This window comes from Amaricoccus macauensis, assembly GCF_014201905.1.
GTDB classification, from domain to species: Bacteria; Pseudomonadota; Alphaproteobacteria; order Rhodobacterales; family Rhodobacteraceae; genus Amaricoccus; species Amaricoccus macauensis.
This window is the reverse complement of sequence record NZ_JACHFM010000003.1, coordinates 728,207-748,332: the sequence shown is the minus strand read 5'-3', so window position 1 is coordinate 748,332 and position 20,126 is coordinate 728,207. Positions and strand designations below refer to the sequence as shown.

Annotated in this window: 21 protein-coding genes; 10 read left to right on the top strand and 11 right to left on the bottom strand. The window is 68.4% G+C overall.

The features are described 5' to 3' along the window. Positions 1 to 71, bottom strand: a 71-nt coding sequence (locus HNP73_RS24120; RefSeq protein ID WP_246399974.1) for an acetyl-coenzyme A synthetase N-terminal domain-containing protein, incomplete at its 3' end; no start/stop codon positions are given. Between the two features lie 261 nt (positions 72 to 332). On the opposite strand from HNP73_RS24120, the gene HNP73_RS17330 reads away from it, so the two are divergent. After that, positions 333 to 1,700 (top strand): short-chain fatty acyl-CoA regulator family protein, encoded by a 1,368-nt coding sequence (locus tag HNP73_RS17330; protein ID WP_184152534.1) that lies wholly within the window; start codon positions 333 to 335, stop codon positions 1,698 to 1,700. Positions 1,701 to 1,751: 51 nt separating this feature from the next. Here HNP73_RS17330 and fcl read toward each other — a convergent pair whose 3' ends face one another. From fcl to HNP73_RS17280, 10 genes are all read right to left on the bottom strand, one after another. Next, on the bottom strand, positions 1,752 to 2,711 hold the full coding sequence (fcl, locus tag HNP73_RS17325; protein ID WP_184152531.1) for a GDP-L-fucose synthase: 960 nt from the start codon (positions 2,709 to 2,711) through the stop codon (positions 1,752 to 1,754). Continuing rightward, the gene (gmd, locus tag HNP73_RS17320; protein WP_184152528.1) at positions 2,704 to 3,771 is read right to left on the bottom strand and encodes a GDP-mannose 4,6-dehydratase; all 1,068 of its coding nucleotides are present in this window, start codon (positions 3,769 to 3,771) and stop codon (positions 2,704 to 2,706) included. The genes fcl and gmd overlap by 8 nt, the downstream gene beginning before the upstream one ends. 45 nt (positions 3,772 to 3,816) lie before the next feature. Continuing rightward, complete coding sequence (locus HNP73_RS17315; RefSeq protein WP_221288732.1) at positions 3,817 to 4,818, bottom strand: hypothetical protein; 1,002 nt, start codon at positions 4,816 to 4,818, stop codon at positions 3,817 to 3,819. A gap of 12 nt (positions 4,819 to 4,830) precedes the next feature. Next, positions 4,831 to 5,997: an aminotransferase class I/II-fold pyridoxal phosphate-dependent enzyme gene (locus tag HNP73_RS17310; RefSeq protein WP_184152525.1), complete on the bottom strand. Its 1,167-nt coding sequence runs from the start codon at positions 5,995 to 5,997 to the stop codon at positions 4,831 to 4,833. Further along, positions 5,994 to 7,010, bottom strand: coding sequence for an NAD-dependent epimerase/dehydratase family protein (locus HNP73_RS17305; RefSeq protein ID WP_184152521.1), 1,017 nt, complete (start codon positions 7,008 to 7,010; stop codon positions 5,994 to 5,996). Before HNP73_RS17305 ends, HNP73_RS17310 begins: the two co-directional genes overlap by 4 nt. Next, the gene (locus HNP73_RS17300) at positions 7,007 to 8,119 is read right to left on the bottom strand and encodes a DegT/DnrJ/EryC1/StrS family aminotransferase (RefSeq protein ID WP_184152518.1); all 1,113 of its coding nucleotides are present in this window, start codon (positions 8,117 to 8,119) and stop codon (positions 7,007 to 7,009) included. Before HNP73_RS17300 ends, HNP73_RS17305 begins: the two co-directional genes overlap by 4 nt. Continuing rightward, the gene (locus HNP73_RS17295; protein ID WP_184152516.1) at positions 8,116 to 9,144 is read right to left on the bottom strand and encodes a Gfo/Idh/MocA family protein; all 1,029 of its coding nucleotides are present in this window, start codon (positions 9,142 to 9,144) and stop codon (positions 8,116 to 8,118) included. The genes HNP73_RS17300 and HNP73_RS17295 overlap by 4 nt, the downstream gene beginning before the upstream one ends. Next, entirely contained in the window at positions 9,141 to 9,656 is a 516-nt protein-coding gene (locus HNP73_RS17290; protein WP_281379272.1) for an acyltransferase, read from the bottom strand. The genes HNP73_RS17295 and HNP73_RS17290 overlap by 4 nt, the downstream gene beginning before the upstream one ends. A gap of 265 nt (positions 9,657 to 9,921) precedes the next feature. Next, complete coding sequence (locus HNP73_RS17285) at positions 9,922 to 10,668, bottom strand: SDR family oxidoreductase (protein ID WP_184152511.1); 747 nt, start codon at positions 10,666 to 10,668, stop codon at positions 9,922 to 9,924. A gap of 131 nt (positions 10,669 to 10,799) precedes the next feature. Next, positions 10,800 to 11,723, bottom strand: a complete 924-nt coding sequence (locus tag HNP73_RS17280; protein WP_184152509.1) for an HNH endonuclease — start codon at positions 11,721 to 11,723, stop codon at positions 10,800 to 10,802. A 212-nt stretch (positions 11,724 to 11,935) separates the two neighbouring features. On the opposite strand from HNP73_RS17280, the gene HNP73_RS17275 reads away from it, so the two are divergent. The 9 genes from HNP73_RS17275 (at position 11,936) to HNP73_RS17235 (ending at position 20,118) form a co-directional block, all read left to right on the top strand. After that, positions 11,936 to 12,703 carry a lysozyme family protein gene (locus tag HNP73_RS17275; protein WP_184152506.1) on the top strand — a complete coding sequence of 256 codons (768 nt, stop codon included), beginning with the start codon at positions 11,936 to 11,938 and terminating at the stop codon, positions 12,701 to 12,703. A gap of 90 nt (positions 12,704 to 12,793) precedes the next feature. Next, positions 12,794 to 12,991, top strand: coding sequence for a Flp family type IVb pilin (locus tag HNP73_RS17270; RefSeq protein WP_184152503.1), 198 nt, complete (start codon positions 12,794 to 12,796; stop codon positions 12,989 to 12,991). 131 nt (positions 12,992 to 13,122) lie between these two features. Continuing rightward, positions 13,123 to 13,323: a Flp family type IVb pilin gene (locus HNP73_RS17265; RefSeq protein ID WP_184152500.1), complete on the top strand. Its 201-nt coding sequence runs from the start codon at positions 13,123 to 13,125 to the stop codon at positions 13,321 to 13,323. 29 nt (positions 13,324 to 13,352) lie between these two features. Then, positions 13,353 to 14,249, top strand: coding sequence for a Flp pilus assembly protein CpaB (gene cpaB, locus HNP73_RS17260; protein WP_184152497.1), 897 nt, complete (start codon positions 13,353 to 13,355; stop codon positions 14,247 to 14,249). A gap of 23 nt (positions 14,250 to 14,272) precedes the next feature. After that, positions 14,273 to 15,631, top strand: coding sequence for a type II and III secretion system protein family protein (locus tag HNP73_RS17255; RefSeq protein WP_184152494.1), 1,359 nt, complete (start codon positions 14,273 to 14,275; stop codon positions 15,629 to 15,631). A gap of 8 nt (positions 15,632 to 15,639) precedes the next feature. Further along, the gene (locus HNP73_RS17250) at positions 15,640 to 16,290 is read left to right on the top strand and encodes a CpaD family pilus assembly lipoprotein (protein ID WP_184152491.1); all 651 of its coding nucleotides are present in this window, start codon (positions 15,640 to 15,642) and stop codon (positions 16,288 to 16,290) included. A 4-nt stretch (positions 16,291 to 16,294) separates the two neighbouring features. Continuing rightward, positions 16,295 to 17,509, top strand: coding sequence for a CpaE/TadZ family protein (locus HNP73_RS17245; RefSeq protein WP_184152488.1), 1,215 nt, complete (start codon positions 16,295 to 16,297; stop codon positions 17,507 to 17,509). Between the two features lie 3 nt (positions 17,510 to 17,512). Further along, a complete protein-coding gene (locus HNP73_RS17240) occupies positions 17,513 to 19,126 on the top strand; it encodes a TadA family conjugal transfer-associated ATPase (protein ID WP_246399876.1) in 1,614 nt (537 codons plus the stop codon). Continuing rightward, positions 19,111 to 20,118: a type II secretion system F family protein gene (locus HNP73_RS17235; protein WP_184152485.1), complete on the top strand. Its 1,008-nt coding sequence runs from the start codon at positions 19,111 to 19,113 to the stop codon at positions 20,116 to 20,118. Before HNP73_RS17240 ends, HNP73_RS17235 begins: the two co-directional genes overlap by 16 nt. Positions 20,119 to 20,126 lie beyond the last annotated feature (8 nt).

Genomic DNA, 20,126 nt, shown 5'->3' with positions numbered 1-20,126 from the left:
TCGATCCAGTCAAGCTGGCCCCCCTGCTCCCCCCAGAACCCTTCAGGGTCCGAAACCGAGCGCCCGTACATCTCGGAATACCCAGCCGCATCCACGAGAGCGTCGGGCAGCGGCCGCACGATGGCATTGGCCGGCCTGGGGGCGACTTCAGTCATGCGAGTTCCTCCGTGAGGTCGTTCATTCCGGCGACGGGGCCGAGCCTCAAATTTGCGCTATCGTGAACGTGTCGAGTTAATGACGCAACAACCTTTTGGTATTACACGATATTTTTGTCAATAAACCCACACGCGCCCGTGCTATCATGTCAATAATTGACAAGGGAGGCGCGCGCCGTGCCCCGAGCGTTCCTCGGACCCCGCATCCGCGAGTTGCGGCGCAATCTGGGCGTCACCCAGGCCGATCTCGCGCGGAGCATCGGAATTTCGCCATCGTACCTGAATCTTATCGAAAGCAACAAGCGAACCATCGCCGGCCCGCTCCTCAGGCGCACGGCCCAGGCCCTCGGGATCGGCATGGAGGAACTCGACGGCGCGGCCGAGCGCCACCTGCTTGCAACCCTGTCGGAGATCGCCAAAGGACCGGAGTTCACCGGCCTCGGAGTCGAGGGAGACGCGGCGGGAGAGCTCATCGGACGCTATCCGGGTTGGGCGCGCGCCGTCGCGGCCCTCACCCGTTCCGAGCGGGCGGCGACGGCCGAGGCACGCGCGCTCGCCGATCGGCTCACCCACGACCCGATCCTCGCGGAAACTGTCCACATGATTCTGAGCCGGATCGCCGCGATCCGCCTCGCCGCCGAGATCCTCGCGGACTACGCCGACATCTCCCCCGAGCAGCGCGACCGGTTCCTCTCGATCATCGCCGACGAAAGCCTCGCCTTGAGTCATGGTGGCGCGACGCTTGCGGACTACTTCGACAGCGCCGGGTCCGACGGCCGAAGCCTCACCCCCTACGACGAGGTCGCCGCCCTCTTCGAGGGTCACGACGAGTATTTCGAGGAACTCGAGACCGCGACGGCCGGACTGGATCCCGGCTCGAACGAACGCACGATCGATGCTGCCCGCCGCGTGGCGCGCGCCCACTGCAGCGGGCTCATCGCCGCGATCGTCACAGAGGAGCCTGACCTCAGCGCCACCGCCGCGGACCGCGCCACGAACGGGCTTCTCGACTATGCCGCAGCCGCTCTTCTCGTGCCGATGGCTGCATTCGCGCCGAAGGCCATCGAGCTCGGCCACGACGCCGAGGCGCTTGCCGACTTCTTCGCGGTCGATGTCGCCATCATCTGCCGTCGGCTGGTGGCCCTGCGCGACGGACCGCGCTTCGGCTATCTGCGGGTCAATGCCGCCGGCAGCCTGCTCGAGCGCCGGGGGCTTTCGGGCCTTTTCGCCCCGCGCTATGCCGCGGCCTGCCCGCTCTGGGTGCTCTACCGCGCGCAGCAATCGCCGGAAACGATGATCCGCCAGCTCGCGGTGTTTCCGACCGGCGACCGGTTTGTCTTCGTCGCCCGGGCCGGCTCGGTCGGCCCCTCGGGGTTCGGCCGGCCGCGGCACTACCTGACCGACATGCTAGCCATGAGCGAGACCGACGCCCGGCGGACCGTGTACGCACCCGATGCCGGCGCGCGGGCCGAGGAAGTCGGCCCCGCCTGCCGGATCTGCTCACGCAGCACATGCCCGCACCGGGTGGACGACGCCCTCGGATGAGGCGGGATGGCCCGGGGGTTTGCCTCCCGGGTCGGACCGCGACAGCTTCGGTCAGGCCGCTTCCGCCCGGTCGAGAACCGGGGCGATCCCGGCATAGACCCGCGCGAGCCCGGCCTCGAGCGGGATGCCCGGGCGCCAGCCCAGCGCCCGCAGCCGGGTGCCGTCCATCAGCTTGCGCGGCGTCCCGTCCGGCTGGCGCGGATCGGTCAGGAGTTCGCCATCGAGACCCACCACCCGCATGATCGAGCGGGCGAGTTCGGCGATCGTCACGTCAACGCCGGAGCCCACGTTGACGTGCATCTCGTCCGACCAGTGCTGCATCAGGTGGACGAGCGCGTCGGCGCAGTCGTCCGCGTGCAGGAACTCGCGCCGTGCCGCGCCGGTGCCCCAGATCGGCAGGTCGCGCCGGCCCGCGGCCTTCGCCTCGTGCGCCTTGCGCAGCAGGGCCGGAATCACGTGGCTCGTCTCGAGGTCGTAGTTGTCCCCCGGCCCGTACAGGTTCGTGGGCATCGCGGCGATGAAGTCGCAGCCATGCTGCCGCCGGTAGGACTGGCAGAGCTTGATGCCCGCGATCTTCGCCACCGCGTACCACTCGTTCGTCGGCTCGAGCGCGCCGGTGAGCAGCGCCTCCTCGACGATCGGCTGATCGGCGAACTTCGGATAGATGCAGGACGAGCCGAGCAGCAGCAGCTTCTCCACACCGACCCGGCGCGCCGCCTCGACGACGTTCGCCTCGATCATCAGGTTCTGGTAGAGGAAGTCCGCCGGATAGGCATCGTTGGCCCGGATGCCGCCGACCTTGGCCGCGGCGAGAAAGATCGCCTGCGGCCGGGCCTCGGCCATCCAGTCCTCGACCTCCACCTGGCGCGCGAGGTCCACGTCGCCCCGTGGGGTGACGATGACTTCGCAGTCCTCGCGCGCCAGGCGTCTCGCGAGGGCCGAACCGACCATCCCGCGGTGGCCGGCGACCCAGATGCGTTTGCCCCGAAGGGAGTAGAGCGGCTCAGACATGCCGGCCGATCTGGTTGTGCTCGCGGCGCACGTTGGCAACGTCGGCCGCCACCATCTCGGCCACGAGATCGTCGAGCGACGTCTTGTGACGCCAGCCGAGCCGGTCATGCGCCCGAGCCGGGTTACCGATCAGCAGATCGACCTCGGTCGGGCGGAAGTAGCGCGGATCGACCTTTACGAAGGTCTTGCCGGTCTCGGCGCAGACGCCGACCTCCTCGACCCCGTCGCCCCGCCAGTCGATCTGCCGGCCGGTATGGGCAAAAGCCTTCTCGACGAAGCTGCGCACCGTATGGGTCTCGCCCGTGGCGAGCACGTAGTCGTCGGCCACCTCCTGCTGCAGGATGCGCCACATCCCTTCCACGTAGTCGCGCGCGTGGCCCCAGTCGCGGCGGGCGTCGAGATTGCCGAGGTGGATGCAGTTCTGCAGCCCGAGGTGGATCGCCGCGACCCCCCGGGTGATCTTGCGGGTGACGAAGGTTTCGCCGCGGATCGGGCTCTCGTGGTTGAAGAGGATGCCGTTCGAGGCATGCAGACCGTAGGCCTCGCGGTAATTCACCGTGATCCAGTAGCCGTAGAGCTTGGCCACCGCATAGGGGCTGCGCGGGTAGAACGGCGTCGTCTCGGACTGCGGCACCTGCTGGACCATGCCGTAGAGTTCGGAGGTCGAGGCCTGGTAGAAGCGCGTCTTGTCCTGAAGGTTCAGGATGCGGATCGCCTCGAGCAGGCGCAGCGGGCCGATGGCGTCGGCGTTCGCGGTGTATTCCGGCGTCTCGAAACTGACCTGGACGTGGCTCTGGGCGGCGAGGTTGTAGATCTCGTCCGGCTGCACTTCCTGCACGACGCGGATCAGGTTGGTCGCGTCGGTCATGTCACCGTGATGCAGGATCAGCCGCGGATCCTCGTCGTGGGGGTCCTGGTACAGATGATCGATCCGGCCGGTGTTGAACGACGACGAGCGCCGCTTGATACCGTGGACGGTATAGCCCTTGGCGAGCAGAAGCTCGGCCAGATAGGCGCCGTCCTGACCGGTGACGCCGGTGATGAGTGCAACCTTGCTCACGCTACGCTCTCCATTGCCGGTCCGCAGCCGCGGCCGGCGACTTACTCAAATCAGGTGCGCCACGCCCTCGGACGAGGACGCAGCACCGCGGTAGATCAGCTCGGCGGCGCGCAGGCCGCCGGTCTGCAGGCGAACGATCGGCTCGTGGCCGAGCGCATTCAGCAGGATGCCCATGTGCCCCGGCGCAGGCTCGCTGGCCGGCACGAGGTCGAAGCCCGCGGCCCGTGCCGCCGGACGCTCGATGTCGCCCCAGAACTGAGCGATGATCGCCTGCGGCGCAGCCCGCTTCAGCGCCGCGAAGTCGGCGGCATTGAGCGGGGGATTCTCCGCAGGATTGAGCGAGATCACCACCGCATCCCAGTCGTTCGGGCGAAGGGCGGCAACGCCCGGCGCGAGTTCGACCTCGGCACCGGCGATCGTGAGGCCGTCCTGCAGGAACGGTGCAAACGGGTTGTCGCAGACGACGGCGACGCGGCTGCCCGGCACCTGGAAGCCTCTGTCCTGCAGAAGCCGGACGCAGAGCGGGCCAAGGAACGGAAAGACCCCGACGTCGTGGTGACGCTCGTTCACCGCGGCAATGCGGATGCCCCGGGCACGGGCAGCGGCGAGGTCGAGGTCCTCGCCCCGAAACTCCCAGCCCTCGAACATCAGCGCGATGACGGCGTGGTCCGGCAGCGCCGCAATCATCCCGGCGGTGATCGGCCGCAGGTGGCCGGAGTTCGTCAGGATGTCGCAGTCGGCGAGATGCGCCGGTGTGACCGCGTCCACCATGGTGACCCGGTCGCCCACCCCGGCGACTTCCGCGAGCCCGAGCGTCTGCATCGCGGCGTCGCGCGCGGTTCCGTGACGGCGGGTGTCGCGCGCGAAGGCGGTGACCCGCGCGCCGGCGAGGGCGGCGATGACCGCCGTGCAGGCATAGTCGCCGGTCGCGGCCTCAGTCACCACATGGAGACCCCGGAGATCGAGCCCCAGGGCATCGACTCGGGTGATGATCGATTCAAGCATCGGGTGCTGGACGGGATGAAAGCTGGAGACGCGATGCTGCATGGTCATCCGGGATCAGGCGGTGAGGCGTTGCCGCGGGCGTTCGGCCGCGACGGCATCGGCGAAGGCGGCGACGACGGCGTCCTGGGTCGCGTCGTCCATCTGGGCGAAGAGCGGCAGCAGGACCGAGTGGTCGCGCGCCAGTTCCGACCGGGAGAGATCGTGCGGCAGCGCGACATCGGCATGGGCGTCCTCGAGATGGATGCACATGATCCCGCGCCGGCTCGCGACGCCCGCATCGAGCATTCGCTGCATGACCGCCTGCTGATCGATCGCAGGGTCGAGCGCGACGCAGTAGCTCTGCCAGTTCGACCGGGCCCAGCCGGGTTCGGCCGGTGACGTCACGCCCGCGATGCCGGCGAGGAGCGCCGCGTAGCGATCCGCGAGCGCGCGGCGGCGCTCGACGATCCCGGGCAGCCGCTTCAGCTGCTCGCGGCCGATCGCCGCCTGCACGTCGGTCATGCGGTAGTTGAAGCCCTGTACCGGGTAGCCCTCGAAGATCACCCGGGCGCTGCCGTGGCGCAGCGTGTCGGGCACCGACATGCCGTGCTGGCGCCAGAGGCGGAACTTCGCATCCCACTCCGGGTTCGCGGTGGTCAGCATTCCGCCGTCACCGACCGTCAGCACCTTGCGCGGGTGGAACGAGAACGCGACGACATCGCCCTGCGGCTTGCCGATCCGCGCCCAGGCGCCATCAAGCGCGATCTCCGAGCCGGCAGCGCAGGCCGCGTCCTCGATGACCGCAATGCCACGGGCACGCGCGACCGGCAGGATGGTGGCGAGATCGCACGGCATCCCCATCTGATGCACGACGAGGACCGCCTTCGTCCGCGGCGTGATCGCGGCCGCCATGGCGTCGGGATCGATGTTGTAGCCGCCGGCCTCGATGTCGACGAAGACCGGCGTGGCCCCGCACTGGCGGATGGCGTTCGCCGAGGCGATGAAGGTGTGGCTCACCGTCACCACCTCGTCGCCCGGACCGACGTCGGCGGCGAGGAGCGCGAGGTGCAGCGCGGTCGTGCAGTTCGAGACGGCGCAGGCGAAGGGCGCGCCGACGTAGGCCGCGAACTCGGCCTCGAATGCGGCGACCTGCGGGCCTTGCGTCAGCCAGCCGGAACGGATGACCGCGCCGGCGGCGTCTGCCTCTTCCTGTCCGACGAGCGGCTGGGCGATCGGGATCACGCTGCTGACTCCGTGAGCGTTTCTGCGGGAAGCTTCACCTCGGCGCGCCACCAGTCGACGAGGTCGCGGATGCCTTCGGCGAAGGAGATGGTCGGGCGGAAGCCGAGGTCGGCGGCCGCGGCCGCGCCGGAGGCGAGGCGACGCGGCACCGGGTTGACGGCACGCTCGGCCTGATGCTCGGGCACGAGGCCGGGGCGGTCCATGGCGCGGCCGAGCTCGTGGGCGAGCTCGAGGAGCGAGGTCTCGGTCTCGCTGCCGACGTTGTAGACCGCATCCGAGGCCGGAGCCTTCGCCGCGAGGATGTTCGCCCGGGCGATGTCGCGCACATGGATCATGTCCATGGTCTGCAGGCCGTCGCCAAAGACGATCGGCGCCTGGCCGGCGTCGATCCGCTCCATCCAGCGCACCATCACCTCGGTGTAGCGACCGTGGATGTCCATGCGCGGCCCGTAGGCGTTGAAGTAGCGCAGCGCCACGTAGTCGAGGCCGTACATGTCGTTGAACGAGCGCAGCAGTCCCTCGCCGAACGCCTTGGCCGCACCGTAGAGCGTGCGGTTGTCATAGCAGTTCTGCGCCTCGGTGGTCGGGAACTCGGTCGCGAGTCCGTAGACCGAGGCCGAGGACGCCATAACCACTTTCTCGACCTTCGAGTCCACGCAGGCGCGCAGGATGTCGTAGGTCGCGTCGACCATCACCTTCATGGCGAGATCAGGCTCAGCGGCGCAATGAGTGATCCGGAGCGCCGCCTGATGGAAGACGATGTCGCTGTCGGCGATGAGGCGCCTTGTCAGCGCGCGGTCGCAGATGTCGCCCTCGATCACCTCGACCTTGCCGCTCGGCAGGGCGTGGCGCAGGTTCGCGAGCCGGCCGCGCACCATGTTGTCGACGACGACGATCTTCGCCACGTCCTCATGGAGCAGGAGATCGACGATGTGCGAGCCGATGAAGCCCGCACCGCCGGTGACGAGGATGCGCTTGCCAGAGAGGTCGTGCGCGTGCGTGGTCCGGGTCATGCGGCACCTGCGAGCTTGTCGATGGTCGTGAAATTCACCGCCTCGATGACCGTCGCCACGTCGGCGTCGGACATCTCGGGGTAGAGCGGCAGGGACAGCCAGTCGTGGGCGAGCGCCTCGGTCACCGGCAGATCGCCCGCCTTGTAGCCGAGATGGGCATAGGCCGGCTGCAGGTGCACCGGCACCGGATAGTGGATACCCGTCGCGATGCCCCGCTCGCCGAGCAGCGCCTGCACGTCCGCGCGGTCGGAGATCTGGATGGCGTAGACGTGGCTGACGGTGTCCTTGCCGATCGGTGCCGGACGGCGGATGCCGTCGGCGAGGCCCTGCTGGTAGGCCTGCGCCACACGGCGACGGGCGGCGTTCCAGCCGTCGAGGTGGCGCAGCTTCACGCCGAGCGCCGCCCCCTGCACCGCGTCCATGCGGAAGTTGAAGCCGTGCCGGACGTGATTGTACTTCCCCTCCTGGCCCCAGTCGCGGAGCGTGCGGAGCGTCGCCGCGAGCGCGGGGTCGGAGGTAACGATCGCTCCCCCCTCCCCACAGGCGCCGAGGTTCTTGCCGGGATAGAAGCTGAAGCACCCCATGGCGCCAAAGGCGCCGGCCCGCTTGCCGCCGCGCTCGGCGCCATGCGCCTGCGCCGCATCCTCGATGACGGCGAGCCCGTGGCGGCGGGCAATGGCGTCGATCGCCTCCATGTCGGCGAGGCGGCCGTGGAGGTGCACCGGCAGGATCGCCCTGGTGCGCGGGGTGATCGCGGCGGCGATCTTCGCGGGATCCATCGTCCAGCTGACCGGATCGACATCGACGAAGACCGGCGTCGCGCCGCAGTAGATGACCGCCGCCGCCGTGGCGACGAAGGTGGCCGAAACGGTGATGACCTCGTCGCCCTGGCCGACGCCAGCGGCGAGCAGCGCGAGATGCAGCGCCGAGGTGCCGCTCGAGACCGCGATTGCCTGCTCGGCGCCGCAGTACGCGGCGAAGTCCGCCTCGAAGTCGGCAACCGGCTGGCCGAGCACGTAGTTGCAGCTCCGCAGAGCGGCGATCACCGCTGCTTCGATGTCGGCGCCGACGGTCTCGTACTGCGCCTTGAGGTCGAGAAACGGGATCATGATGCCCTCTTGAGTTCGCCGATTTCGACGGGCTGGCCGCGGAGTCGGGTGGAATGGCTGGCGGCGGCCAGGAGCTCGACCACGCGCAGGCCGCTCTCGCCGTCGTTGTAGGGCGTGACGTTCGCCTCGATGCAGCGGACGAACTCCTGGACCTCGGAGACGAGCGCTTCCTTCGAGGACAGCGCCGGCGCCCACATCTCGCCGACGCGATAGGAGATCATCCGCTCGTAGGCCTCGCGCGGGTCGTCCGTGAAAGCGACGCCCCGGTCATAGACCTTCACCTTCTCGGAGGTCTGCATGTCGTCGTAGATCACCATGCGCTTCGAGCCGCCGATGAGCGTCTGGCGCACCTTGACCGGCGCGAGCCAGTTGACGTTGAGATGCGCAAGGGCGCCGTCGTCGAAGTAGACGGACAGGTGCGCCATGTTCTCCGGGCTCTCGGGCAGGAAGCCCGCGGCACTGGCGGAGACGGCGACGGGGCGGGCAGCGAAGAGATAATCCATGATCGCGAAGTCATGGACGGCAAGATCCCAGATGACGTTAACGTCGCGCTGGAAGAGGCCGAGATTCACCCGCGTCGAGTCGTAGTAGTAAATATCACCCAACCGGCCGTCGGCGATAAGACCGTGGATCGTCTGCACCGCGCCGGTGTAGATGAAGGTATGGTCCACCATGAGGACGCGGTTGCGCGCCTGCGCCTCGTCGACGAGAAGCGCGGCCTTCGTGACGGTCTCCGCCATCGGCTTCTCGACCAGCACGTGCTTGCCGGCCTTCAACGCCGCCATGGCGATCTCGAAGTGGGTCGCGACCGGCGTCGCGATCATGACCGCATCGACCCTGGGATCGGTGACGAGATCCTTCCAGTCGGCGATCAGGCGTGCCGACGGATGACGGCGGAACGCCCGCTCCCGGGCCGCGGCGGAGTAGTCCGAAATGGCCTCGAGCACGGCGGTGTCAGTTTCCGCGACGGCGCGGGCGAGATTCGGACCCCAGTAGCCGTAGCCGACAATGCCGACACGGATCATTGCAGTTCCCCCATGGCGCGCGCGACATTGCGCAGGCGGTTGTGATGGTCTGGTTTGGCACGATGGGTGCGGACGTCCCCGACGACCCGGGCGGGGACGCCGACGACCAGCGCAAAGTCAGGAACGTCGCGGGTCACCACGGCACCGGCGCCGATGACCGCGCCCTCACCGATTGTCACGCCGCAGATGATCGTGGCGTTCGAGCCGATGCCGGCGCGACGCCTGACGTGCGTCGGGGTGCATTCCCAGTCGCCGTCGCGCTGGAGACTGCCGTCGGAGTTGGTTGCCTGAGGGACCAGGCCGTTGGTGAACATCACCCCGTGGCCGACGAAGACCTCATCCTCGATGGTTACGCCTTCGCAGATGAAGGAGTGTGACGAGATCTTGCAGCGATCTCCAATCGTACTATTCTTCTGAATTTCGACGAAAGGCCCGATTGTTGTGCCGGATCCAATCGTACATCCGTACAAATTGACCAAATCTGGATAGGTAATGCCGACGTCCTCTGACATCGTACAAGATTTTACTGGCATAAATCGAGTTCCCCACGTCCTCGTCGCCCTTCGGCTCCTCGGCCGATAGCTGGTTATTACGCCGAGTGGGGTATTGCGGGAACTTGGCCTTCCGGGTGACGCCGGGGCGAGACGGGCAAGCCCGAAAGGATGATACCCGGACTAGCCTTCCGGACGGCAGGCCGCGGGGCCGGCGCATGGGCTGCGCATGTCATGCACAACCCATGCACGAGGCCTGTGCCGGCAGACACCGGCGGGGGCGACCTCAGCCGCGGCCGATGAACGGCATGTTCGTCGCCATGATCGTCATGAACTGCACGTTCACATCGAGGGGCAGCTCGGCCATCTGAACGACGGCCCGGGCGACGTGGGCGACGTCGATGCGCGGCTCGGCCGCAAGGGTGCCGTCGGCCTGCGGAACGCCCGCGACCATCTTCGCGGTCATGTCGGAGGCGGCATTGCCGATGTCGATCTGACCGCAGGCAATGTCGAAGGCGCGCCCGTCGAGCGAGATCGAACGGGTGAGACCGGTGATCGCGTGCTTCGATGCGGTGTAGGGTGCCGAGCCATAGCGCGGCACATGTGCCGAGATCGAGCCGTTGTTGATGATGCGCCCGCCCCGCGGCGACTGCTCGCGCATCTGTCGAAACGCGGCGGACGCGATCAGGAACGCACCGTCGAGGTTGACCGAGACGACCCTGCGCCAGTCCTCCCAGCTCACGTCACCCACGAGGGTTGCGGAGATATTGGCGCCGGCATTGTTGAAGACGGTGTCGAGGCGGCCGAGATCGCTGCGGATGCGGGCAAAGAGCGCGTCGACGGACTCGGGATCGGTGACATCGGTGGCGACCGGGATCGCCGTCGGGCCAAGCTCGTCCGCCGCGGCCGCGAGCTTCGTGGCATCGCGCGCGGCAAGCACGACGCTGTGCCCCGCCTCGACGAACGCACGCGCGGTGGCCGCGCCAATCCCCTGGCTCGCGCCCGTGACGAGCACGATCTTACGATCCGACATCCATTCCTCCATGTCCGGTCTTTGGCCGCACTCTGGCCGCCTGGCCCGGCGGCGGCAAGGAGGGGCCGGCAGGATCCGCACCGCTTTTCCGAAACCTGGAGCATGCGCTATCCGAAGTCGACCGGGCTGGGCTACCGCCGCGGCCCCTGGCCTTCCGGCAGGGTCTGCCCGAAGACAGTCTCGCGGTGCCAGCGAAGGTTCTCCGGGTGGGGCGCGGCGCGAGGATCGGCGGGTCTGAGCAACCTGCGGTCCGGCGGGAGGAGGCGATTGACCACGTCACCCGGGACCTTGTTGTGCGACACGAGGATCGTCGCGCAGTCTTCCGCGACCGAGATCAGACCGCGATCGAACATCCAGTGCAGCGTGCCCGAGAGCGCCAGCCCGTTGCGCACCGAGTCGCTGCCCTGTTGCTCCACAGGGCGGATGTGCGCCGCGTCCACCTCGGGCCGCCCGCCGCCATTGCGCAGCAGAAGCCCCGACATCGCACAACGATAGCCATAGGCCTCACGCACCTTCCGGCGGAACACGACATCACGATACGCGCGCCGCGTCAGCCGCTCGATGACCGGACGCTCGAAGAGCTCCGCCCCGTCCTCGAAACCGCTCCCGAGAGGGTCATAGCGGGTCGCCTCGATCCGCTCGAGCTCCTGCGGCAACCCAAGATTGACGATCCGGGCAAAGTCGGCTTCCGGTAGCCGACGCACGGCGAGTTGGACGACCCCGCCCTTTCTCGGCGTGCCATCCGCATTCCTCAACGCGGCCTCAAGTGGCCTCCCATCGATCACGCGCGGCACATCTCGGTCGAACTCGAGGAAACTCCCGGGCTCGATCAACGCGAGGTACCTCCCCTCGACACCGGGTTTAGGGATGATCTCCGAAATCCTCGCCACCGCGAAGTATCCGCGATCCCCCGCCTTCACCGGCTCGTAGTAGACGATCCAGCCGCCGACGGCCGCCTGTGCCGTCTTCAGGTATCTGGCAGGGAAATCGTAGACGGCGTCCGGAACATCGTCGTAAATCGAACCTGCCTTGTGCAGGAGTACGAGCTTCGTCATACGGCCCAGGAAATCCCCAAACCGCAGTAATGCAAGTTCTTTCCACCGGGCGCTGATCCGCTCACACGCCAGGGACGCACCCGCACAGACAGCCGAACGGCGCATCCTTTCGATCTGCGCGCAATTTGAACGACAGTCTATCGGCTAACCCATCGGAAATCCCCGCGAGCTAGGAGCGACTTCCGACCCCTCTCCATCTGGAGTTCGCCCGTATGTCCCTTCGCTCCGGTCTTCGGCCGGCGCTCGCCTTCGGCTTGTCGCTCGCCTGCCTCGCGTCCGCTCCCGCCGCCCGCGCCGAGAGCCTCGAGGCCGGGGCCGCGGCCTGTGAACGGGCGATCGTCGAAGGCGCGCGGCGGGCCCGCGTGCCCGAAGGTGTGTTGCAGGCGATCTCGCTCACCGAGACCGGGCGGATGGTCGGCGGGCGGCTGCGGCCCTGGCCGTGGGCGATCAACCGCGAGGGTCAGGGCCACTGGTTCGCGAGCCGCGACGAGGCGCTCGCCTTCGCCCGGGCGAGCCTCGCCGAGGGGCGGCGCAGCTTCGACGTCGGCTGCTTCCAGATCAACTATCTCTGGCATGGATCGAACTTCGCCTCGCTCGAGGCGATGTTCGATCCCGGCATCGGCGCAGACTATGCGGCCGGCTTCCTGACCGACCTGCATCGCAGCCGGGGCGACTGGTCGCTGGCGGCGGGGGACTATCACTCCCGGACGCCGGACAAGGCGCAGGTCTATCGCGCGCGCTTTGACCGGATCCTCGCCGGCATCGGCGGCGCGCCGTTGCAGGTGGCCGCCGCCCCGGACGCACCCGTCCTGCTCACGCCGAGGAAAAGCCGCACCCGGCTGAAGGGGCCGAAAATCATCACCCTGCCGCCGAGGGACCCAGCCCCTCCCGTCGTCGAGGGGGGCGCAGTGGGGGGCGGGGTGCAGGCAGCGATCCGGGCGTCAGGAGCGCCGCGGATGATGGCGGCGCTGATCTACTGAAAGCGGCCGACGTCGTTGACGAACGGTAAGGGATTCTAAACGTCTGTGGCGTGTGTTGGCGGCCTGCCCCGACCGGCGGGAGACCCGACGATGACGAGCCTCACGATCTTGCGGCGCTGCCTCAGTGACACGCGCGGAGCGGCGGCGATCGAATACGCCCTCATCGCCGCGCTGCTCGCCGGGGCCATCATCGCGGCGGTCGGCGGCGCAGGCCAGTCGGTCCTCGGCCTCTACACCCGAACCACCGCCGCGGTGCAGGCCGCGATCCCCGGATCGGTGTCGCCCTGACCTCGTTATTGGCGAGTGAATGTATTGAGAACAAATCGAGACACTACAAGTTTGACAAGAGGCGATTTCTCATAATAGATGAAGTCACTTTTCGACGTCACAAGTTGTGTATCTGGTAACTGGAGACTATGATGAACAAGTTCTTCAACTTCGGCAAGTCGCTGTGGCGGGATGAGTCCGGCGCGACCGCCATCGAATACGGCCTGCTTGCCGCGCTGATCGCCGTCGTCATCATCGGTGCCGTCGGTACTCTCGGCAGCACGATGAACACCAACTTCGGGCTGGTGGCCTCGGAGCTGGAAGACGCCGGGGCCACGGTCACCACGCCGTAGTCCGGCAAAACGGAAGCGGGTCCGATCTCATGCGTATGGTCCTTGTCATCCTTGCGGCGCTGATCGTAGCGGGCGGCACGGGGTTCTACGTCATGCAGAGCCTCCGGCCCGCGCCGCCGGAGCCGGTGCGGGCGGAAGCGCCCGCACCCCGTCTCCAGGTCTACGTTGCCGCCCGGGCGATCCCGGTCGGCACCATCCTCACTCCCGGCCAGCTCGGCCGCATGGCGATCGACGATCGCGCCCTCGGCCCCGAGATGATCGTGGCGGACGACGCCGGAAGCACGCTCCTCGCCGGCAGCGTCGCCCGCCAGCCGCTGGCGGCGGGTCTCCCCATCGCCCGCTCGGCCATCGTGCAGCCTGGCGAGCGCGGCTTCCTCGCCGCGGTGCTCCCCCGCGGCAAGCGCGCCATCACCATCCCCGTCGACGAGATCGGCAGCCTGAGCGGGCTGGCGCTGCCGGGCGACCGGGTCGATGTCCTCCTGACCTATGCCCTCACCAGCACCAACGGTGACGCGGAGCCGGTCCGCGCCAGCGAGACGGTGCTGAGAGGCCTGCGGGTGCTCGCGTTCGACCAGCGGCTCGGCCCCCGGCCCGAGGATCTGACGACGGCGTTCGAAGCCACGCCGGTCGCCCGCACCGCGACGCTAGAGGTCTCGCCGCGCGAGGCCGAGGTCGTGACCCTCATGCAGACGCTCGGCACCCTGTCGTTGACCCTGAACTCGGTGCGCGACGATGCGGATGACGCGAGCGGCGACAAGCTGGAGCTGACCGGCGGCCCGCTGCACCCGAGCGACGCGCCGATGCGCCCGAACCGCCTGACGCTGTCGTCCGACGTCACCTCGACCTCGCGGGTCCAGGTCGTTCGCGGCACCACCGCCCACGCCACCATGCCATCTCCCTCCGCCGCCCCCGCCCCCGCGGAATAGGCCTCCGAAACGGGATCACGCCGTTGAAACCCCTGTCCCTCGCCACCGCTCTCGCCGCCGCCGCGTTCACGCTTGCCCTCCCCCTGCCCGGCCGGCTCGCCGCCCTCGAACTGGTGGCGCCCGAGACCGGGAGCGATGTGTCGCTCGTGGTCGGCACCGGCCAGCTCATCAAGGTGGACGACGACTTCTCGAGCCTCTTCGTCGCGAACCCGGAGGTGGCGGATGTCGAGGTGAAGTCGCCGCGGCTGCTCTACCTGACCGGGGTCGGCGTCGGCGAGACGACGCTCTTTGCCGTCGACGACAAGGATACCGTGCTCATGTCGTCGAAAATCCGCGTGACGCACAACATCGGGGCACTTCAGGCCGGCATCGCGAAGCTCGCGCCGGGCCAGCGGGTACAGGCGACGACCGTCGACCAGTCGCTGGTGCTGACCGGCAGCGTGGCGGACCCCGAGCAGGCACAGAACATCGTCCAGGTGGCAAACCAGTTCGTCGACGATCCCGCGCGCGTGGTGAACCGCATGTCGGTGGCCGCGCCGGTGCAGGTGAACCTCCAGGTCAGGATCGCCGAGGTATCGCGCAACGTCGATCGCCAGCTCGGCATCCAGTGGAACGCGATCAGCGGGCAGATCGGCGGCTCGCGCTTCGGCTTTGTCGGCGGGCGCGGCGTCAGCGATCCCGGCGGCTTCTCCGGCGTGGGATCGCTGGCCCGGGGCTCGTTCAACCTCGACGTGGTGCTCTCCGCACTGGCCGAGGAAGGGCTCGTCACCATCATGGCCGAGCCGAACCTGACCGCGCGCTCCGGCGAGGCGGCGAGCTTTCTCGCGGGCGGCGAGTACCCTTACGCCACGGTGAGCGATAACGGCACGAACGTCGCCTTCAAGAACTACGGCATCGGCCTCAACTTCACGCCGACCGTCGTCGACGGCAGCCACATCAGCCTGAAGATCGGCACCGAGGTGAGCGAGCTCGACTTCCGCCACTCCTCGGACACTCCCGCGATCGTGGCGCGGCGGGCAGAGACCACCGTCGATCTCGCCAGCGGCCAGAGCTTCGCAATCGCCGGGCTCATGCAGAACTCCTCGGCACAGAACGCGACGAAGCTGCCGGGGCTCGCCTCCGTGCCCGTGCTCGGGGCGCTCTTCAGGAGCCACGCGTTCAAGCGCGGCCAGAGCGAACTCGTGATCATCGTGACGCCGATCCTCGCGAAGCCCGCGTCGAACGGCCGGCGGATCGCGACGCCGCTCGACAGCTACGTCCCGCCGAACGACGTGGAGCGGATCCTGCTCGGACGCTTCCAGGGAACGCCGAAGGCCAGGGAAGTCTCAAGCCGGCTCGGTCAGCGCCGTCTCGCCGGACCGTCGGGCTTCGTCTTCAAATGAGGCCCGCCATGTTCCTCACTCCGCCCGCGCGCCTCTGCCTTCTCGGGCTCGCCGTCGGGCTCGGGCTCGCGGGATGCGAGGCGCAGCCGCTCGGCAGCTTTCAGACGGCACGGTACTCGGCGAGCGAGATCCAACCGGATCTGCTCCTGAACTTCACACCGGGCCGCGCGACGCTGGCCCCGGCGGAGGTTGCGCGCCTCGACACCTACCTGCGCGACGCCCTGCCCGGTCCCGGCGACGACGTGGAGCTCTATACCGGCCGGAGCGGCTCGCGCCGGCTCGATGCGGCGCGGCTCACCACGCTCAGGCAGGCATTCCCCGCGACACCGGCGCGCGTCAGGTTCATCACGGCGCCGGAGGCCGCCGGCGTCGATGTCGGGCCGGACAGCGTCGTGGTGCGCACGGTGAGCTATGCCCGCATCACCGTCGAATGCCCCGGCAACACGGCCGGGCCGCTGGAGCTGACGACCCCGCTGCCGGAGATGACCTGCTCCAACGCCTTCAACCGCGCGACGATGGCGGCGAACCCGCGCGACCTGATCGCGCCGGACGACTTCGGCGGCACGCCGGCCGGGCTCGCGGCCGCGGCGGTGAAGCAGCAGCAGGACGGCAAGGTGCCCTACCGGATGATCGGGCTGTCCGCGGTCTACGGGAACTGACGCCATGGCACAGGCCGCAGCCCTGAGCGGCATGATCTTCGACGCGGCCGACGACGAGCGCGAGCCGTTCGCCGCCTACCTCGGCGACGACACCAGCCACGCCGCCGCCCAGGCGGTCGCCACTCCGCGCGGCTGGTCGGCCACGAGCGTGCGCAAGGGCGGCCTCCCCGCCGCACTGAGGTTGCTCGGCGTCGCACCCCCGGCGCGGTTCATGGTCGTCGATGTGGAAGGACTGCCGGTCGAGGAGGCCGAAAGCGGTCTGACCGAGCTCGCCCGCCTCGGCGCGTCGGTCATCGCACTGGGGTCGGTGAACGACGTCAACCACTTCCGGCGCATCATGCGGACGGGCGCGCGGGACTACCTCCTGAAGCCGGTCGATGCCGACGCGCTGGCCGAAGCGCTCGTCAGGCTGGAGCAACCGGGCGACGGGCTGAGCCCGCAGGGCCGCGTCGTCGGCATGATCGGCGCGCGCGGCGGCGTGGGCGTCACGACCATCGCGATCAATGCCGCGTTCATCATGGCGGAAAAGCTGTCGCGACGCACCGCGCTCGTCGACATGGACATCTATGCCGGCAACATCGCCCTCGCCCTCGATCTCGACCCGACGCGCGGCCTGCGCGAGGCGTTCGACGACCCCGAGCGGGTGGACCAGGTCTTCCTGCAGAACGCCATGGCGAAGTTCGGCAAGAGCCTGCACGTGCTCGCCACCGAAGAAGCGTTTGATGACACGGTGCGGATGACCGACGACAAGGTCCTGATCCTTGCCGACACCATCCGGGCGAACTTCGACATGGCGGTGCTCGACGTCCCCCGGCACTTCGTCATGCGCGAGCCCGCACTCTTCACGCGCTTCGACGACATCGTCATCGTCGCCGAGCTGACACTTCAGTCGCTGCGCGACACGAACCGGCTGGCAAAGCTCATGGCCGTGCGCACCAGGCAGGCGAAGATCCACGTGATCGCAAACCAGGTCCCGGCAAGGCCCGACGTGACGGTGAAGGAATTCGAGGCCGGAATGGAGGGAAAGCTTCGCTGCGTCTTTTCAGACGACGCAAGGGCGATGGCGAAAAGCGCGCTGCAGGGCAAGGCCCTCGCCCTCGCCGATCCCCGGCACCGGATGATCACGGACCTGCACCGGCTCTGCATCGAGCTCGCCGGCGTGCCGGAAGAGACACGCGTCAAGAGCGCCGGCCTCTTCCGCCGCAAGGCACGGAAGTAGCGCATGGACGACGGCTTTGACCCCTCCCGCCTCGCGGCGCCTGACAGCCTCTCGATGCTGCGCTCCGCCGCCACCGAGCGGATCCGTCAGGCGCTCGGGTCGGACGGGCTGGCGAAGGCCACGCCCCTCGGGCTCGCCGAAGCGGCGAACGAGGCACTCGACGCGCTGGTCGGACGCCTCGACGCCCGGCCGAGCCTGACCGAGCAGCGCACGATCCTGCGCGACATTGTCGACGTCCTGAAGCACGAGCGCGCCGCGGGCGCTCCCCACCCCCCGGCGGCAGCCGACATCCAACCGCAGGACCCGCTGGCCGAGGTCGAGCTCCCCGTGGCCCCCGAGGCGCGCAACCGGCGCCAGCTTCAGGTCAAGGCGGAAGTCATGCCGCTCCTGATGCAGCGCATCGACATCTCCGTCGCCTCGGCGCTCGGCGCGCAGGAACTCCGGGCGCAGATCGCCGGGATCGTCCAGGAGATCATCGTCGATCTGAAGATCCAGCTGAACGCCAGCGAACTCCGGTCCATCGTCCGGCTGCTCGTGGACGACATGGTCGGCCTCGGACCGCTGGAGCCGCTCCTCGCCGACGAGACCATCACCGACATCATGGTGAACGGTCCGCACATGATCTACGTGGAGCGCCGGGGCAAGCTCGAGCTGACCGACGTACAGTTTCGCGACGACGCGCATGTCCTGCATGTGGCGACACGCATCGTCACCGACGTGGGCCGGCGCGTCGACGAGTCGACGCCGCTCGTCGACGCCCGCCTCAAGGACGGCAGCCGCGTCAACATCATCATCCCGCCGCTGGCCATCGACGGGCCGACGGTCGCGATCCGAAAATTCTCCCGAAAGGAGATCACCCTCGACGTGATGGCGCGGCAGGCGAACATGTCGCTCGACATGGCGACGGTCCTGAAGATCGCCGGGCGGGCGCGGCTAAACATCCTGATCTCGGGCGGCACCGGCTCGGGAAAGACCACGCTCCTCAATGCCATGAGCCGGATGATCGACCATGGCGAGCGCACGATCACCATCGAGGACGCGGCCGAACTCCAGCTCCAGCAACCCCACGTGGTGCGCCTCGAGACCCGGCCGTCAAACATCGAGGGCGAAGGCGAGATCACCATGCGCCACCTCGTCAAGAACGCGCTGCGCATGCGGCCCGACCGGATCATCCTCGGCGAAATCCGCGGCGAGGAAGCGATCGACATGCTGCAGGCGATGAACACCGGCCACGACGGGTCGATGGGCACCATCCACTCCAACACGCCGCGCGATGCGCTGACCCGCCTCGAGAACATGGTGGCGATGACCGGCTTCAAGCTGCCGCCCGAGGCGGTCCGCGAGCAAATCCAGTCGGCGATCCACCTCATCGTGCAGGTGAGCCGGATGCGCGACGGCAAGCGGCGCATCACCCAGGTGACCGAGATCACCGGCATGGAAGGCGAGGTGGTCACCACGCAGGACCTCTTCAAGTACGTCTACGAAGGCGAAAACCCCGACGGCGGCCTCCTCGGGCGGTTCGACTGCACCAACCTGCGCCCGCACTTCCTGCAGCGCGCGGAATACTTCGGGCTCGGGACCCGGCTTCTGGAGGCGATGGGATGTCGGGCAACCTGATCGTCGCGGCGGCGCTCTTTCTCGCATCTGCAACGGTCGCGATCAGCCTCGGGCTCTTCGCGCTCAGTGTCGTCCTGAAGGCGCAGGGCGCACACCGCAAGCGCCTCGCGCGCGTCGGGCGGCAGCGGATATCGGGACGGATCAACTTCGAGGACGCACACCTGTCGCTCCTGAAGCCGAAGCAGGAACAGGGCGCGCTCGTCGGCGTCAGCCGCGGGCTCGCGCGCGTCCTGCCGCTGCTCGAACAGGGCCGGCTTCGGGCGCAGTTCGTCCGCGCAGGGCTCGGCTGGTCGGTCACGACATTCGTCGCGCTCTCGATCGTGCTCGGGGCCGCCCTCGCGCTGGGGCTCACCCTCGCCACCGGGAGCTCGCTGCTGGTGACGCTTCTCCCCTGCCTCGTGATCGCCATGCTGCTGATGGACGCGCTGGTGCGCCTCCTCGGCAACCGCCTGTCGCAGCGCTTCATGAAGCAGCTGCCGGCGGCGCTCGACACCATCATCCGCGGCATCCGCTCCGGCCTGCCGGTCATCGAGTGCATCACCAGCGTCGGACAGGAGTTCGACGAGCCGGTGCGCGGGCATTTCCGTTCGGTGAGCGAGCGGGTGGCGCTCGGCGAGCCGATCGACGCCGCGCTCTGGCGGGTGGCGCGCGTGGTGGACCGGCCGGAGATGGACTTCCTCGCCATCGCGATCTCGATCCAGATGGAGACCGGCGGCAGCCTGTCGGAAGCCCTCGGCAACCTCGCCGACCTGCTCCGCGCCCGCGAGCGGATGAAGCTCAAGATCAAGGCGATCTCGTCGGAGGCCAAGGCCTCGGCGCTGATCATCGGCGCCCTGCCCTTCCTGATGCTCGGCCTCCTCATGATGATGAGCCCGGACTACGTGATGACGCTCTTCCACGATCCGCGCGGCCACATGATGCTCGGCTGCGGCCTCGGCAGCATCGGCGTCGGCGCCCTCGTCATGTGGCGGATGACGCAGTTCGAGATCTGAAGGAGCCC